Below are 14,890 nucleotides of genomic sequence, written 5' to 3'. Positions count from 1 at the left end.
ATACTGGTTTTTCTGCTTGTATTATCGATTTTTGCTACGGAATGGCGGCCGTGTGGTCGATAAGAGAGACAGGTCATGGAAGTCATGGAAACTGTATGGCGTTGAAGATGAGTTATGGCGTTGAGCTACGCCCGATAGCGCCGTGGGATCTTCCCGCTTTGCGGCGTTGGCGCAATCAGGATGAGGTGCGAATGCAGATGGTATCCCAGACGCGTATTTCGCCACGGCAACAGCGCCAATGGTTCACTGCTACCCGTGAGCGGCGGGATCAGCAGCACTGGGTGCTCTGGTGCAAAGACGTGCGAGCGGGCTACGTCAATCTTAAAGGTGAGTCTCAGGGCGAGCTGCTGGGTCAGGCGATCGCCGATGCGGGACTCTATCTGGGCAACTCACCCGTGCGGCATCCCATGCTGGCTGTCGCTGCTGCCTTATCTCAGCTTGATCAGGGTTTTGATGAGTTGCACATCGGTTGTATCCGCACCCTGGTTCGGGAGAACAATCGCTCTGCCCTGCGCTTGAATGAACAACTGGGTTATAGCCAGATAGGACAAGAGAACGGATTTTTTGCATTGGAACTGCTGCCGGCGAATTACTATGCCGCCCGTGAGCGGCTACGGAGATTTTTCAGATGACAATCGCATTGGAACAGGTTTTTGCCGAGGCGCTGGGTCTCGATATCGGCAGCGTCAGCGATGAGCTGGCCTACAACAGTATCCCGCAGTGGGATTCTGTCGCCCACATGGGGCTGATTGCCCAGTTGGAGGATAACTACGGCGTGCTGCTCGACACCGATGACATTATCGACATGAGTTCGGTCGGCAAGGCGCGCGAGCTCCTGGCCAAGTACGGGGTCGCTTTCTGATGCTGGGGCTGTTGCAGGGCAAGCGGGTGTTGATCACCGGTGCCGGGCGTGGCATCGGTCTTGCCATCGCCCGCCAGTTTGCCTCTCAGGGGGCTGAACTGTGGCTGGGAGGCCGTGATGAGGTGACCATGAGCCAGCTGGTGACCGCGATTGGTACCGAGTTTGGGGTGCCTTGCCAGCCTCTCTGTTTTGATGTGGCTGATCCGTCGGCGGTCAAGCAGGCTTTTCAGCAGCTGTTTGCTCAGACTCGTCAGCTGGACGTGTTGGTCAACAATGCCGGCATGCTGGAAGAGGCGTTATTGGGAATGGCGAACCAGACCCATCTGCAAAAGACATTCAGCAACAATACCTTTAGCGTGATCTACTGCAGCCAGTATGCCGCCCGCATGATGCAGCGCAGTGGTGGCGGTAGCATCATCAATCTCGCCTCCCTGATGGGGCTGGTGGGGGCAGCCGGGCTCAGTTGCTATGCCGGCAGCAAGGCGGCGGTGATCGGTATTACCCAGTCACTGGCCAAGGAGCTGGCTGCCAGCCAGATCCGTGTCAATGCCATTGCTCCCGGTTTTATTGATACCGATATGGCGCATGCCATCCCGCAAGAGAAGTTTGCCGAGCGGGTGGCCAGCATCGCGATGGGACGGATTGGCACGCCAGATGAAGTGGCCAAGGTGGCCCTGTTTCTTGCATCCGACTTGTCGAGCTATGTGACCGGGCAGGTGATTGGAGTCGATGGGGGGATGGTGATTTGAACCGGCCTGATTTGCTGACCCATCTGGTTGAGGGTAACAGCGAGCCCGCCTGGCGAGACCCGCAAGAGGGGTGGCTCAGTTATGGTGAGCTGGCTCGGCGTGTGGCGCAGTTGGCCACCACCTATCCCGTCGGTCGTCATTTGGTCTACCTGCCATTTGTGACGTCCACCCTGCATCTGCTTCACTACTTGCTGGCCCTGCGTGATGGCCACGCCATCATGCTGGCCGATCCTGCACAGGATGCCCAGTTGCACCATGAGCAGTGCCAGCGCTTTGGTGTTAGTCTGCGGGTATTGGAGGATGGGGCAGTTGCGCATCTTGGCGATGCGCCCTCGCTTCACCCTGAGCTGGCCATGCTGCTGCCGACATCGGGCAGTACCGGCTCCTGCAAATGGGTGCGATTGTCGCGAACCAATCTTGATGCCAATGCCGCGGCCATCGCCGAATATCTGGCGCTGAACGGGCGTGAGCGAGCCATCACCTCGTTGCCACTTTTTTACTCCTTTGGTATGTCGGTACTTAACAGCCATCTTTTGGTTGGCGCCTCGCTGGTTTCATGCACTGCCAGTCCCCTTGAGCGCCAATTCTGGGATGAGGTCAATCGCCATCAGGTCACCAGTGTGGCGGGGGTACCCTTTACCTTTCAGATGCTAAACCGCTTGCGTTTTGACTGGGCGCGTTATCCCAGTCTGATGACACTGACCCAGGCTGGAGGACGACTTGAGCCGGCACTGGCAAAACAGTTTGCTGAGCAGGCCGCTGCACTGGGACGCCGTTTTTTCGTGATGTATGGCCAGACCGAAGCGGCACCGCGCATCGCCTGGTTGGCGCACGATGAAGTGATGATTGTCCCGGATGCCATCGGCCGTGCCGTACCGGGCGGGTGCCTCTCTCTGCGTCATGAGCCCGGCTTTCCTGACGGGGAGGGGGAGCTGGTCTACGAAGGGCCAAACGTGATGCTTGGCTATGCCGAGCGCCCTGAAGATCTGGCGCGTGGGCGTGATATGGATGCGCTCTTTACCGGAGATCTGGCTCGTTGTGATGAGGCGGGCCGCTTCTATCTGACCGGGCGACTCAACCGTTTCCTGAAGCTGTTTGGCAAACGGGTGAGCTTGGCTGAAGTGGAAACCTGGTTGCAGGGGAGGGGCTATTCCTGCGCCGCGACCGGCTGCGATGATCGCCTGCTGGTAGCCATCGAGGCAGACGCGTGCCCCTGTGACGCACTACAGCTGGAGGTGGCCCGCTGGCTGATGGTGCCACCATCAAGCGTGCGTATCTACCAACATCATTTGCCACGACGCAGCAATATGAAGATTGATTATCCGGCCCTGTTAACAGAGCTGGAGCAGCTATGAACAGGCTGTTTGATGCGCCGGTTTTCGGGCTGTCCCAACAGGAAAAAAGTGGGCTGCTCCTTGCTCGTCTGAATAAATTGACGCAGTGCCATGGGCAGGGGTGCCCAGCCTTTGCCAATATTCTGACGGCGTTTGGCTGGGGTCAGGCCTCGACCTATCAAGAGCTTCCCTATCTGGCCGCTCGCCTGTTCAAATTGGCCCAATGGCAGAGTGTGCCGCAAGAAGAAGTGTTCAAGGTGCTCACCTCCTCTGGCACTACCGGAACGCCGTCACGGATCGTGCTGGACAGGGAGACCGCCGCGTTGCAGAGCAAGGTGCTGGTGAAGATCCTGCAAGAGTTCGTCGGCAAGCAACGGCTGCCTATGCTGCTGGTGGAGCAACCCGCCCTGATTCAAAACCGCAGCGGTTTTTCCGCTCGGGGAGCCGGTGCGCTGGGGCTCTCCTTCCTTGGCCGTGACCATACCTATGCCCTCGATGAGCAGATGCGGCCCAACTGGCCTGTCATCGAGGCGTTTTGTGACAAATATGCGGGCCAGCCGGTCCTGCTGTTCGGCTTCACCTTCATGGTCTGGCAATGTTTGCTGGAGCCGCTGCGTGAGCGAGGTCTGCAACTGCCGTTGACGCACGGCACGCTTTTTCACAGCGGTGGCTGGAAAAAACTGCAACACCTCGCGGTGGATAATCCGGCTTTCAAGCAACGTTGCCATGAACAGCTGGGGCTGAGTCGGGTGCACAACTTCTATGGCATGGTGGAGCAGGTGGGGTCGGTATTTGTCGAGTGTGAGCATGGCCATCTTCATGCTCCCCTCTTTGCCGATCTGCTGGTGCGGGATCCGCTGACTCATCGACCGCTCGGGGTCGGCCAACCCGGCTTGCTGCAGGTGATCTCTGCCATTCCCCAAAGTTATCCTGGCCACAGCCTGCTGACCGAGGATCTCGGCGTGCTGCTGGGGGAGGATGATTGCCCCTGCGGCCGTCGTGGCCGTTATTTCCATGTATCAGGACGTCAGCAAGGCGCCGAGGTGAGGGGATGCAGCGACACTTTCCAGTGAGCCGATCAGATGTAGAAGATGCCATCTGGCAAGCGGGGCCAGAAGTCGCTTTCGTAGCTCCCGTCAGCGGTTGGCAAGGTTTTGTCATTCGCCCGTTGCCAAGCTTTGCGCCCGTCATCTGCGACTTTGTGGCTGCGCTCTCTGCACGTCTGCTGAAGGAGGGGCGAGAGAACCCTGATCTGGCCGCCTTTGGCTTTTTGTTGCGGCCGCGCCAGATTGAGGTACAGCGCAAACGCATGGCAGGGCGTGCACCCTTGGGGATGGTTTTTCATCTGGTCCCCTCCAACGTGCCGACCGTCGCGTTCTACTCCTGGATCATGGCGCTGCTGATGGGCAATGGGTCCGTGGTACGTCTCTCATCGCGCATCGACCCGGTGCAAGAGGCCATGCTGGCCATCCTGAACGAGCTCTTCTCTCTGCCCGAGTGGCAAGAGATTGCCTCCCGTACCCGTTTTATCCGCTATGACCACGACGAGGGCATCACCGCCTGGCTGTCGGCCCGGTGTCGGCTTCGCATTATCTGGGGAGGTGATGAAACCATCAGCCGGGTACGGGCTATTCCGCTCTCACCCCGCGCTCAGGAAATCGTGTTTCCGGATCGCCGCTCCATGGCGGTGTTGGATAGCCAATGGCTCGCCAACCTGGATGCTGCTGCGTGGCGGCAAGTGGTCGCGGCTTTGCAACAAGACTTTACCCGTTTCAATCAACAAGCCTGCGCCTCACCCACTACGATTTGCTGGTTGGGCACTCCCGCCAGCACGTTGCGCCGTCGTCTGCTCGAAGGGATCTTCGCCCCATTTGCAGATAATCCCTCCCTGATGATGGAACGCCTTATCAATAGTCAACAAAATGCCGCCCATGATGGCCAGATGCAGCTGGACACCTTTTCTGGCGTCACCTTATTGACTCCCACCGCCTCTTTGCGGCTTGCACACATCGGAGGAGGTACAGTCGCCGAATTTGTTGCCGATAACCTTGATGAGTTGCTGCTACAGCCTTGGGATATGCAGACCTCTGTCTGGGCTGGCCCGGATAAAACGCAGCTTGAGCATGCGCTCCTGGTATCGCCAGGTTGTCGTATCGATAGGGTGGCAAGTCCGGGACAGGCGCTGGCATTCGAATGGCTCTGGGACGGCATCGACATGCTAGCCGCCTGTAGCCGTCGGCTTGCCCGCATTGAATAGTGGATGCCAGGTCACATAAATCAAGTCATATCAATCAATTAGCTTGGTCAGGCACAGCTCTTGCAGTAATTATTGTGATGAAGGGCAGGAAAGGTTGACAGAGACCGTGCGGTAGCCTTGTCCATTTTCTTTGTTTTGCTTCTTTTTTACTCAAACCCTGGGTTTCCTTATGAAAATCAGCATACTGGTGCCGGTATACAACCTCGGGCGCTTCATTGAACCTTGCCTGCTTAGCCTGCTGGAACAAAAAACGGATTTCGAATTCGAGGTGATCGCCATTGATGACGGCTCGAGCGATGACTCCTGGGCCATTATGCAGCGGTTGGCGTCACAGTGGCCTCGGCTACGGGCACTACAGAACGCGCAAAATATGGGGTTGGCTAAAACCCAGAAACGCTTGTTGAGAGAGGCGAACGGCGAATATATCGCCTATGTCGACGGGGATGATCTGGCCCTGCCGGGCAAGCTGCAGCGTCAGGCCGATTATCTGGACGCGCATTCCGGTTGCACCCTTTGCTACCACGAAGCGGAGATGTTTGATGATGAGACCGATGCACGGATCAAGCTCTTCACCCGCGATTATTACAATGCTCGCTATCTCGAACTAGTGATGACGCGGGAGGCATTAATCCGCTTCGGGGTGTTCGTCAATGCCAGTTCCATTATGTTTCGCCGTTATGAAGGGATGGCGAACGCCATCGATGAGGGGTGCAAGATCATCCTCGATTATCCCTGGCATATCTTGAACCTCTCCCACAATCCGGGGACGCTGGATTTTATCCCCGAATTATTGGGCCGCTATCGCTTCCATACCCAGAGCTTTGGCGGGCAAACCCGCAAATCGGCTGAACGTCGTGAACAGTCGCTGCGCGATTTGCTGCGTGCCTGTGACAATGCGGCGGCATTCGGTGCTGATCCCGTGATCATTGCTCAGGGGCGTGCCCATCACTACTACTCTGCCGCGCTCTACTTTTTGCGGCAGGATGATGTCGTGCGCTTCACTCAGCTTATCGAGCAGTCGGTCGATGCTGTGGCAAGGCTAGCCCCGGGTTGGTTCTTCGACGAACGACATCAGTTGGCATGGGCAGAGCGGGCCCATCCCGCGCGTGTCATGCAGCAACTGTTTGGAGATAGAGCGTGAGCTATCAGGCGATCGTCATCGGCGCTGGGCTTTCGGGTGCCGTCATGGCTGAACGAATGGCCAGCCAGCTTGGCTGGAAGGTGCTGGTGCTGGAACAGCGCGATCATATCGGTGGCAACTGCTTCGACGCGTATGACGAGCACGGCGTGCTGATCCATCGTTATGGGCCACACCTGTTCCATACCGACAAGCAGGAAGTCTGGGATTACCTGTCGCAGTTCACCGAGTGGTTGTCTTATGAGCATCGCGTGCTGTCACGGATAGATGGTCAGTTGGTGCCCATCCCGTTCAACCTGACCAGCATTGAACGCTGCTTTCCGGCGGAGAAGGCAGCGGCCATGATTGAGGCCCTTCAGGCCAGATTTGGTGAGGGGGCCAGAGTGCCCATCATGGCACTGCGGCAGGAAGCTGAGCCTCTGCTGGCTGAGCTGGCCCAGTTCATCTATGAGCGAGCCTTCGTCAACTACACCAGCAAGCAGTGGGGTGTATCGCCAGAGCAGGTCTCGCCCGAGGTCACTGCGCGCGTGCCGGTTGTCGTCAATCGTGATGACCGTTACTTTATTGATCCCTGGCAGGCGGTGCCCGCGCAGGGTTATACCGCCATGTTCGAGCGCATCTTGGCGAACCCCTTGATTGAGGTGAGGCTATCCATTCCCATGGGGTCCCGCGTCTGTCTGGATTGGCAACAGAAACGGATACTGCTGGATGGCGTGCCCTTTGCCGGGCCCTTGGTCTATACGGGGATGCTGGATCAGCTGATGCCGGCGGGGCACGACGGCTTGCCGTACCGTTCACTGCGCTTTGAGCACTGTCATCTGCCGCAAGCTCAATTTCAGCCGGTGACCACGGTCAATTATCCGAATGAAGAGGCCTATACCCGCATCACTGAATTCAAGCATCTGACGGGGCAGCAACATCCCGGCACCAGCATCGTTTATGAATACCCCTGCACCTATGTGGCCGGGCAGGGGCTGGAGCCTTACTACCCGCTGTTTACCGATGCAGCCAAACAGCATTATCAGACTTGCCGCGATGAATTGGCCGAGTTCCCGCAACTGATTGCTTTGGGCCGCCTTGCCGAGTATCGCTATTTCGATATGGATGATGCAGTGGATAACGCGCTGAACAATTTCTCTCGATTGGTTTCCGATGCCTGTTTTGCCGTTTTAAATAAGTAATGAATATAATCTATTGCAGAGATAGATATTTTCATTCCGCAAAAGTATTCGAGTTTTTGAGTGTGAATGTTTTTTATGTGATTTCTTTTATTTTGATGCATGTGTAGGTATATATGAGTCATTATGCGGTGATGTCTCCCGAGTTGCGTGATTTACTAGAAAATAGCCAGTTTCTAACTGCTCTTGATCAGTATCTTTGCATTGATAAAATAACACATATTTCATTGGATGTTTTTGATACATTATTGCGTCGTGCATGTGATGAACCCTCGTGGGTTTTTGAGGAAGCAGCGAGACGGTTGCTAAATAGAGGTCTTAATCTGCCAATAGAGGCAGAAGATTATAGATTTTGCCGCCTCGAGGCTGAAGCTCGTGCTCGCAAACTAATTTCAGGTGAAGAAATTAGTTTTGACGATATTTTTGAACAGCTGCCTTTTAGTGATGAAATTAAGGCGGTGCTTAAAGTTGAAGAGCTGAAAGTAGAACGAGAAGTTCTTTATCCAGACCCGATTATTCAAGAGGTTTTGGTACGTGCACAACGTAAAAATAAACTGATTGTTTTTATTTCCGACATGTATTTGCCAGAAGTTTTTTTGCGCGACTGTATTTCAGAAAAATGCCCTGAAATTTCTTATAATTATCTGTTTGTTTCATCAAGTGTTGGGTTGACCAAGCAGAGTGGCGCTCTCTTTAGCCATGTAATTACTCAGATAAAGCTGAAACCAGAGCAAGTTTTGCATATCGGTGACAATCCCAGGGCTGATGTGCAGTCGGCACGGCAACATGGTTTGGCTTCATTGCATTTTGATATCCCAGAGAATCTGTCTGAGGTGTTGGAAAACGAGAAAGTTTATCGGGTAAATGTGCCATCGACCATGCAACATGCCAGGAAGCTGGCCGTCCTGTCGATGCCACAACAGCTTTCCGAGGAGGAGCAATTTTTCTACACATATGGCGCCTTCATCCTTGGACCCGTCCTGACGGCATTTGCCAAGTGGGTTCTGCAGTCAGCCAAACGACTGCAGGTAAAAAACATTTTGTCGCTGATGCGAGAGGGCGGGATCTTTGCTGCCTGTATCAACCGCCAGGTCGATTTTCAATCACAGCAGTACCCAGATATACGCTGTCAGACCTGTTATGCCTCACGCAAGGCAACCTATTTGCCCGCGATAGATGATAGCCAAGTGGAAGAGGCTGTTTCCCAGACCTTGATGCGCCGCAATTACACCGTTCGTGACTTTTTCAATGAATTTGGTGTTCAGGATGTCAGGTTGGCATCCTTTCTTGACACGCCACTGGCGCTTTTGGATCAAATTGCCATCGATGGGCAAGATGGTCTGCAACTGATGGCTGAAGTGTTTGAGCAAAATATCGAGCAGATCAAGAGCAGTATTCAGCAAAGCAGGCTGGACATGCGAGATTATTTTGTTGGCTTGACGGGAGATGCTCCCTATCTGCTAGTCGACTTGGGTGGCGGTGGGACGATTCCCTCTCAAATTAGCAAGGCCATGTTGCAACAGCCAATGAGCAGTCTGTTGCTCTACTGTAACCATAGAGGCAGCAAAAACTCCGTTATCACGCCGATCAGTGCCTTTATTCCGGTGCGTAACGATACCATAAAGGGGATCAAGAAGATTGCCCGTTCACCAGAGATTTTTGAAATTGTTCTCGTTGGTTTGGAAGGGAGCACACTGGGGTATCGGCGCACAGCGGAAGGGAAAGTTGTGCCGCGACAGGCAGAGGTTCGCTACAGTGTCCAGCATCAGCAAAATATCCGGAGTTTTGAGGCTGGAGTTAATGCCTATCAGTTATGGGACCAGTCGCTGGGCATCGCCGAATCCGATTTGAGTGAGCGCATCTCATTTTTACGCATGATGGAGCGTCTGGTCGAGTGTCCGGTATCGAGCGAGGTGCACTATCTTGGTAATCTGGTTCATGAAGACAACTTTGGCTCGGAGCGTAGTTACAAGGTTATTAATTCCTCCGGGTTGGCGCGGATCCACTCAGAAGGAATAGAAACCTTCTATCGCAAGTTCAGTAAAAACATGTCTTATGGTGAGCGTTGGTTGGCTTGGCCACAAGGTTCCCTGAGTCGGCTGGATCCTGATTTGATGATGGATTTTGTCGGCTTACGCGATGCACGTTATAAGCATGCCCAAGCGATCGATAGACTTCTGGAATTGATGCAAAGTCAACATGCCACCGAAGTCATAGTGTATGGGGCGGGAGAATTCTTTGAGTGTCTGGCACCTGAACTGATTAAAAAAAGCATCCGTATCCGTACCGTGATCGATAAAAAAGCCAACTTTGGACACTACCAAGTGATGGGATATGACGTTATATCATTATCCGAGTGCTCAATTCCATCTGGTTCTGTACTGATTGTCGCGTCCGCCTCCTTTGTGGACGAAATAAAACGAGACATCTTTGCGACTATATCCAGCCAAGATGTGACCATATTGTCATTGAATTGAATTCCAAGGAAACCGACACATGCTGGATCTGTCGATGAAACATGCCCTGCCTTTTGATGCGTTATTGCATCAGGAACTGCTGTCCGGGAAACGCAAGGCGATTGCCTGGGGGGTGGCGGGAAATCTTTATTATCATGTGCTCCAATCCCCTTATCCATTCGTCGCCATCATCGATGGTCTTAACGGTCCTCAAGTCGGTCAGTTCGCCTGTGGCATTCCGATTGTAGGGCCAGAACTGCTTAATAATTACCCAGCAGAGGAGGTGGTCATTGTCATCTTTTCAGATTTACAGCAATTCGGTGGGCAGATTATCGAGCAACTAGGTCATTATGGCGACTATCCCTATATCACTCCCTATGTTGAGGCAACCTGCCAGCCATCGGCGATGTTGCAGCAAAAGCTTGAGCGGTTGATCCGCGAGCGTCGAGCACATCGGCTGCCCCAAGTAGTGCAGCGTGTCGTGCTATATATCCACTCCTTGGTCAAAGGCGGTGCTGAGCGGCAGATGGTATTGCTGGCCATCGGATTGCGCCAGCAGGGATGGGAAGTGCATTTGATCTCGGTGAAGAATAAGGGGTTGGAGGTTAATAACTGGGAGGCGCTTTTGCGTACTCATGGTGTAGAGCTCTACTTCGTGCCTTCTGCCCGTGAGTGCTGGCCGAACTTGGAGCAGGAGGAAAATAGCTACCAGTTGGCTAATCAATTGGCACCCTTCTTTGAGCCCGGACTGCTTCACGGCATTCTCACTGCCTATGACTATATGCAACGTGTTCAGCCCAAACTGGTTATCGCCTATCTAGAAGACGGTAATGTCATTGCTTCTATGGCCGCAATTTTCGCGGGAGTAGAACAGATCATTATCTCTGGAAGGAGTGTTGCACCCTCAGAGTTTCCTGAATACCTGGCCGTTTATGATGAGTCGAGGTTGGCAGCTTACTATCGTCTGATGACCGAGTTGCCAGGAATCGTTTTGAGTGTTAACTCCATGGCAGGGGCGCAGTCGTATGCTCGCTGGCTAAATTTGCCTGAATCGAGCATCCCCGTAGTGAAAAATGCGGTCATGGCCAAGCGGGTTGAGGGACAAGAGCCTTTACAGCAGTTAGATATTCATTTATCGGCCCCAATATTGATGGGGATAATGCGACTGTCTCCGGAAAAGTCCCCATGTCGCTTTATAGAGGTTGTCGCTTCTGTCATTGCCAAACTTCCTCAAACCCATGCAATTTTAATCGGTGATGGACCATTGCGCTCAGAGGTCCTTGCTTGCATTGCGCAGCAGCCGTGCCGCGATAACATTCATGTCGTGGGTGTGAAAGATAATATTTTTGAATGGTTAAGTTGTGCCAGCCTGCTCATTTCCACCTCCAGTCATGAGGGAATGTCTAATGTTATTTTGGAAGCACAGGCACTTGGTTGTCCTGTTGTAGCGACAGATATTCCAGGAAATAGAGAAACTGTACTGACAGAGTTTTCTTGTGACTTGATTCCCTATGGGGAATGGGGTTTGATGGTTGAAAAGATAGTGTCATTATTAATGGGGAGTGGAGAGAAAACACCAGTTGGTTTGGTGGAAAAGATGAGTGAGCATTATTCACCACGTATACTTGCTGAAAAAACACTGGCACTGACTATTAAAAAATAAATCGGAGACGGAATATGGATGTTATCTTGTTCGGTGCTGGTGAAGTTTGTGATTCATTTATAAAAAGACTTCCTAAACGATTTTCAATATTGGCTATTGCTGATAATAACGAAAATTTACATGGTCAGTTTAAGGGTGAGCTTCCTATTATCTCTCCTGATGAAATTCATCTATATAAGCCAAGTTTTATTATTCTCTCTTGTCTTCAGAGGCATGTCTCAGATATCTGTGCTCAACTCGTCAAATTGGGGTTGGATGATTTATATTTACCCTTTCCTTATGATGAGGAAAGTGAAAAAAAAGATCGAGAGAAGCAGGAAGTGAAAGGGCTAATTGGACGTGAGCTCGTGGATGAGATAATAGGAAGTAAAAACACCAGTGGCAGTGTTTTTTATCACATATCACTTGGTAATCATTTCGAGAAATGCCGTAAACAATATATTTCAAAGCCGGTAAATCGATTTTTACATATAGGTTTTGGTCATTCCCTTGGGGTGGAGATATATAGTCTATTACGATGGGGAGGGGAGTGGACCGCGATCGAGCCATTCCCGGGACTAAGCGGGAAATATCCTTTCAATGATCATGTTTCAATGATTAAAGATTTAATGGGGCTTTTCAATGTCCCATGTAAGGTAAATGATGACATTGTATTTAATGATGATGTTGAATCATTCCATCTTCATGATCATCATGGCACTAGACTAAATTACTTTCCTGAGATAAAGCTTGAAGATTTCAATGATGATGAAAAATATGATGTATGCTATTCGTGTGCCGTAATGGAGCATGTTGTAGATATTCATTCATTCGTAGCCAAGACATTTGAGCTATTAGCATCAGGTGGTTTTGCTTTTCACTGGATTGACCTCCGAGACCACCGGGATTTTTCACGACCACTTGATTTCCTGACAATAGGCAAGTCAGAGTGGCGTGACCATTATGGTGATGCTGGCCACTTTTTACATGGTAATCAGCTGCGTTATAGTGATTATCGACAGATATTTTTACAATGTGGCTTCAGGATTGTTGCTGAAGATAAATATATGAAGAATGATAGAGAGCATATTCAGGAAGTCTCTGTCGATTTCGCAGATGAGTATGCATCACTGGGATGGGAGGATTTGGAAGTCGCTGGTGTGCTATTCGTTCTGGAAAAGCCATCGCATGATAGTTGATTATTCTATGATGTCTCATGCGTGACATCATGTGTTGGCTTACCTTTAGGGAGTTATAAAATGTGCGGTATAGCCGGAATAATGAGTATTCATGGTCAACATGATCCTGCGTGGTTGAAACAGCAGGCTAATAGAATGGCGGAGGCGATGACCTATCGAGGGCCTGACGACCGGGGTCTTTGGGAGTCGGATGACGGACGCTGTGTTCTGGCACATTGTCGATTGAGTATTCTGGATGTATCGCCTGCCGGGCATCAACCAATGCATGATGCACAGCAACGAGCCTGTATCGTATTTAATGGGGAGATCTACAACCATCTTCAGTTGGGGGGGCGTCTTAAAGACGCCGGCATATCATTTACTGGCCATTCTGATACCGAGGTATTGGTCAATGGCCTGGTACGGGAAGGTGCTGACTTTCTGACCCGGCTCGAGGGGATGTTTGCACTTGCCTACTATGATCGTGAGCGCAGGGAGTTGCTGCTGGCGCGTGATCCGTTTGGCGAGAAGCCACTCTATTATGCCGAGTTTGACGGTTTGTTGGTCTTTGCCTCCGAGCTGGCGGCTTTGACCCTGGTGCCAGGATTCCCTGCCCGCATTACGGTTGATACAGTCGCCCATTATCTGGCTTTCCAGCACCCCGTCGGGGAACGCACCCTGTATCAACACGCCAGAAAGTTGCTGCCGGGGCACTTGATGCGTGCCGTGACAGGAGCGGTCTCACAGGCAGAGCGTTACTTCCACTTTATCTGTGCCGGTGACCATATGCCGTCACGCCCGCTGGAGGAGCAGGTTGACCAGCTTGAGGATCTGTTGCTGCGTTCGTTATCGCGCCGCTTGGTCGCCGATGTGCCGGTGGGGGCTTTTCTCTCCGGTGGTGTCGACTCCTCGACGGCGGTGGCCCTGATCACCCGTCGTTTGCAACGGCCGATCCGCACCTTCTCCATCGGTTTTGAACAGGCGCCGGAGAGCGAACATGAGGAGGCTCGGGCTTTTGCCGACTTTCTCGGAACCGAACACACTGAGCAACTGCTGCGTCCCGAGGCTTTTGTTGAACAGGTTGGTGATCTGGCGCGGCGCATGGATGAGCCCAATGCCGACACCTCCTGTGTACCGACCTATATGGTCTCGCAGCTTGCTCGTCAGCAGGTCACCGTCGCGATTACGGGTGACGGGGGGGATGAGCTGTTTGGCGGTTATGGCCGTTACCTGCAGACACTGGTCGCCGCCGAGGGCAGAGAGCAACAGATGCAGGCGCGTAGCTGGCATCTTGGGCGGGAGTACTACTCTGGTCGCATCTTGCTGTATGCCGATCGCCAGTTGGAACAGTTGTTCGGTCGCATTCCGTCCGGTACTGGTGATCACTTGATGGCGCTGCGCAGGCGTATCGATATGGATAGCCGCCCGTATCTTAATCGCCTCCGTGAGGCCGATATTGCCAATTATCTGCCGTTGGTATTGGCCAAGGTAGATCGAATGAGCATGCTGCACAGCCTTGAGTGCCGCACGCCCTACCTGTCGACCGAAGTAGCTCAGTTTGCCGCAGGTTTGGCACAGTCAGAGCTGATTGCACAAGGACAGGGTAAGTTCCTGTTGCGCCAGTTGGCCAAACGCTACTTGCCGGCGGAATGGATCGACAGGCCGAAAAAGGGTTTCAGCATAGATCCGTTCAATCAACAGGCCAAACAGAGTGCGATTACGCAACTGCGTCAGCAGGCCTCTTCAGGCCAGCTCTGTCTGCATCAGTTTATCGCTCCCGACCGGTTGCGGATGTTGCTGGATAACCAGTTTGACGGTATGACCTTCTATCATGTTTGGGGTTTATTGGTGCTTGAGATCTGGTTGCAGTCCCATGAGTTCAATTTGTGAGATAACGCTTTGGGCTAAAAGTTATTAAATAATATTAATTATAATGACCGAGCCCACTATTATGAATATATTTTATGGCTATATAATTAAGGCGAAGAATTTTTGAAGTTTATAACTGCGGTTGAAATTATAGCCTTGTTTACATTGTTTGTGAAATATAATTCATTCGTGAATTGATAAGTCTTTCTTATAACTTCATATTATAT

At 52.3% G+C, this 14,890-nt stretch carries 12 protein-coding genes; all 12 read left to right on the top strand.

Going from position 1 to position 14,890, the window contains the following annotated elements; genetic code table 11:
- Window positions 1–95 precede the first annotated feature (95 nt).
- The 12 genes from G5358_RS00650 (at window position 96) to asnB (ending at window position 14,684) form a co-directional block, all read left to right on the top strand.
- On the top strand, window positions 96–632 hold the full coding sequence (locus G5358_RS00650) for a GNAT family N-acetyltransferase (RefSeq protein ID WP_421223452.1): 537 nt from the start codon (window positions 96–98) through the stop codon (window positions 630–632).
- The gene (locus tag G5358_RS00645) at window positions 629–862 is read left to right on the top strand and encodes an acyl carrier protein (protein ID WP_421223454.1); all 234 of its coding nucleotides are present in this window, start codon (window positions 629–631) and stop codon (window positions 860–862) included. The genes G5358_RS00650 and G5358_RS00645 overlap by 4 nt, the downstream gene beginning before the upstream one ends.
- Window positions 862–1,611 (top strand): SDR family NAD(P)-dependent oxidoreductase, encoded by a 750-nt coding sequence (locus G5358_RS00640; RefSeq protein WP_227340787.1) that lies wholly within the window; start codon window positions 862–864, stop codon window positions 1,609–1,611. Before G5358_RS00645 ends, G5358_RS00640 begins: the two co-directional genes overlap by 1 nt.
- Window positions 1,608–2,966 carry an AMP-binding protein gene (locus G5358_RS00635; protein ID WP_421223456.1) on the top strand — a complete coding sequence of 453 codons (1,359 nt, stop codon included), beginning with the start codon at window positions 1,608–1,610 and terminating at the stop codon, window positions 2,964–2,966. Before G5358_RS00640 ends, G5358_RS00635 begins: the two co-directional genes overlap by 4 nt.
- The gene (locus G5358_RS00630) at window positions 2,963–4,018 is read left to right on the top strand and encodes an acyl-protein synthetase (protein ID WP_323912157.1); all 1,056 of its coding nucleotides are present in this window, start codon (window positions 2,963–2,965) and stop codon (window positions 4,016–4,018) included. Before G5358_RS00635 ends, G5358_RS00630 begins: the two co-directional genes overlap by 4 nt.
- Window positions 3,997–5,202, top strand: coding sequence for an acyl-CoA reductase (locus G5358_RS00625; RefSeq protein ID WP_323912156.1), 1,206 nt, complete (start codon window positions 3,997–3,999; stop codon window positions 5,200–5,202). Before G5358_RS00630 ends, G5358_RS00625 begins: the two co-directional genes overlap by 22 nt.
- A 169-nt stretch (window positions 5,203–5,371) precedes the next feature.
- Entirely contained in the window at window positions 5,372–6,343 is a 972-nt protein-coding gene (locus tag G5358_RS00620) for a glycosyltransferase family 2 protein (RefSeq protein ID WP_421323393.1), read from the top strand.
- The gene (gene glf, locus G5358_RS00615) at window positions 6,340–7,521 is read left to right on the top strand and encodes a UDP-galactopyranose mutase (protein ID WP_227340782.1); all 1,182 of its coding nucleotides are present in this window, start codon (window positions 6,340–6,342) and stop codon (window positions 7,519–7,521) included. Before G5358_RS00620 ends, glf begins: the two co-directional genes overlap by 4 nt.
- Window positions 7,522–7,634: 113 nt before the next feature.
- Complete coding sequence (locus tag G5358_RS00610) at window positions 7,635–9,995, top strand: HAD family hydrolase (RefSeq protein WP_421204702.1); 2,361 nt, start codon at window positions 7,635–7,637, stop codon at window positions 9,993–9,995.
- Between the two features lie 19 nt (window positions 9,996–10,014).
- Window positions 10,015–11,637, top strand: a complete 1,623-nt coding sequence (locus tag G5358_RS00605; protein ID WP_421312074.1) for a glycosyltransferase — start codon at window positions 10,015–10,017, stop codon at window positions 11,635–11,637.
- Window positions 11,638–11,651: 14 nt separating this feature from the next.
- Window positions 11,652–12,815 carry a hypothetical protein gene (locus G5358_RS00600; protein WP_421323392.1) on the top strand — a complete coding sequence of 388 codons (1,164 nt, stop codon included), beginning with the start codon at window positions 11,652–11,654 and terminating at the stop codon, window positions 12,813–12,815.
- 60 nt (window positions 12,816–12,875) lie between these two features.
- The gene (gene asnB / locus G5358_RS00595) at window positions 12,876–14,684 is read left to right on the top strand and encodes an asparagine synthase (glutamine-hydrolyzing) (protein WP_129505123.1); all 1,809 of its coding nucleotides are present in this window, start codon (window positions 12,876–12,878) and stop codon (window positions 14,682–14,684) included.
- Window positions 14,685–14,890 lie beyond the last annotated feature (206 nt).

It is taken from the genome of Aeromonas sp. 604176 (genome assembly GCF_049170755.1).
Taxonomy (GTDB): domain Bacteria; phylum Pseudomonadota; class Gammaproteobacteria; order Enterobacterales; family Aeromonadaceae; genus Aeromonas; species Aeromonas veronii_A.
The sequence above is the reverse complement of the archived record's forward strand: the minus strand, read 5'-3'. Positions and strand labels throughout refer to the sequence as shown.

Excerpts from the sequence above, each read along its gene's own strand:
- G5358_RS00650 (WP_421223452.1), top strand. The coding sequence starts at position 96 with ATGGCGTTGAAGATGAGTTATGGCGTTGAGCTACGCCCGATAGCGCCG.
- G5358_RS00645 (WP_421223454.1), top strand. The coding sequence starts at position 629 with ATGACAATCGCATTGGAACAGGTTTTTGCCGAGGCGCTGGGTCTCGAT.
- G5358_RS00640 (WP_227340787.1), top strand. The coding sequence starts at position 862 with ATGCTGGGGCTGTTGCAGGGCAAGCGGGTGTTGATCACCGGTGCCGGG.
- G5358_RS00630 (WP_323912157.1), top strand. The coding sequence starts at position 2,963 with ATGAACAGGCTGTTTGATGCGCCGGTTTTCGGGCTGTCCCAACAGGAA.
- G5358_RS00625 (WP_323912156.1), top strand. The coding sequence starts at position 3,997 with ATGCAGCGACACTTTCCAGTGAGCCGATCAGATGTAGAAGATGCCATC.
- G5358_RS00620 (WP_421323393.1), top strand. The coding sequence starts at position 5,372 with ATGAAAATCAGCATACTGGTGCCGGTATACAACCTCGGGCGCTTCATT.
- G5358_RS00610 (WP_421204702.1), top strand. The coding sequence starts at position 7,635 with ATGAGTCATTATGCGGTGATGTCTCCCGAGTTGCGTGATTTACTAGAA.
- G5358_RS00605 (WP_421312074.1), top strand. The coding sequence starts at position 10,015 with ATGCTGGATCTGTCGATGAAACATGCCCTGCCTTTTGATGCGTTATTG.
- G5358_RS00600 (WP_421323392.1), top strand. The coding sequence starts at position 11,652 with ATGGATGTTATCTTGTTCGGTGCTGGTGAAGTTTGTGATTCATTTATA.
- asnB (WP_129505123.1), top strand. The coding sequence starts at position 12,876 with ATGTGCGGTATAGCCGGAATAATGAGTATTCATGGTCAACATGATCCT.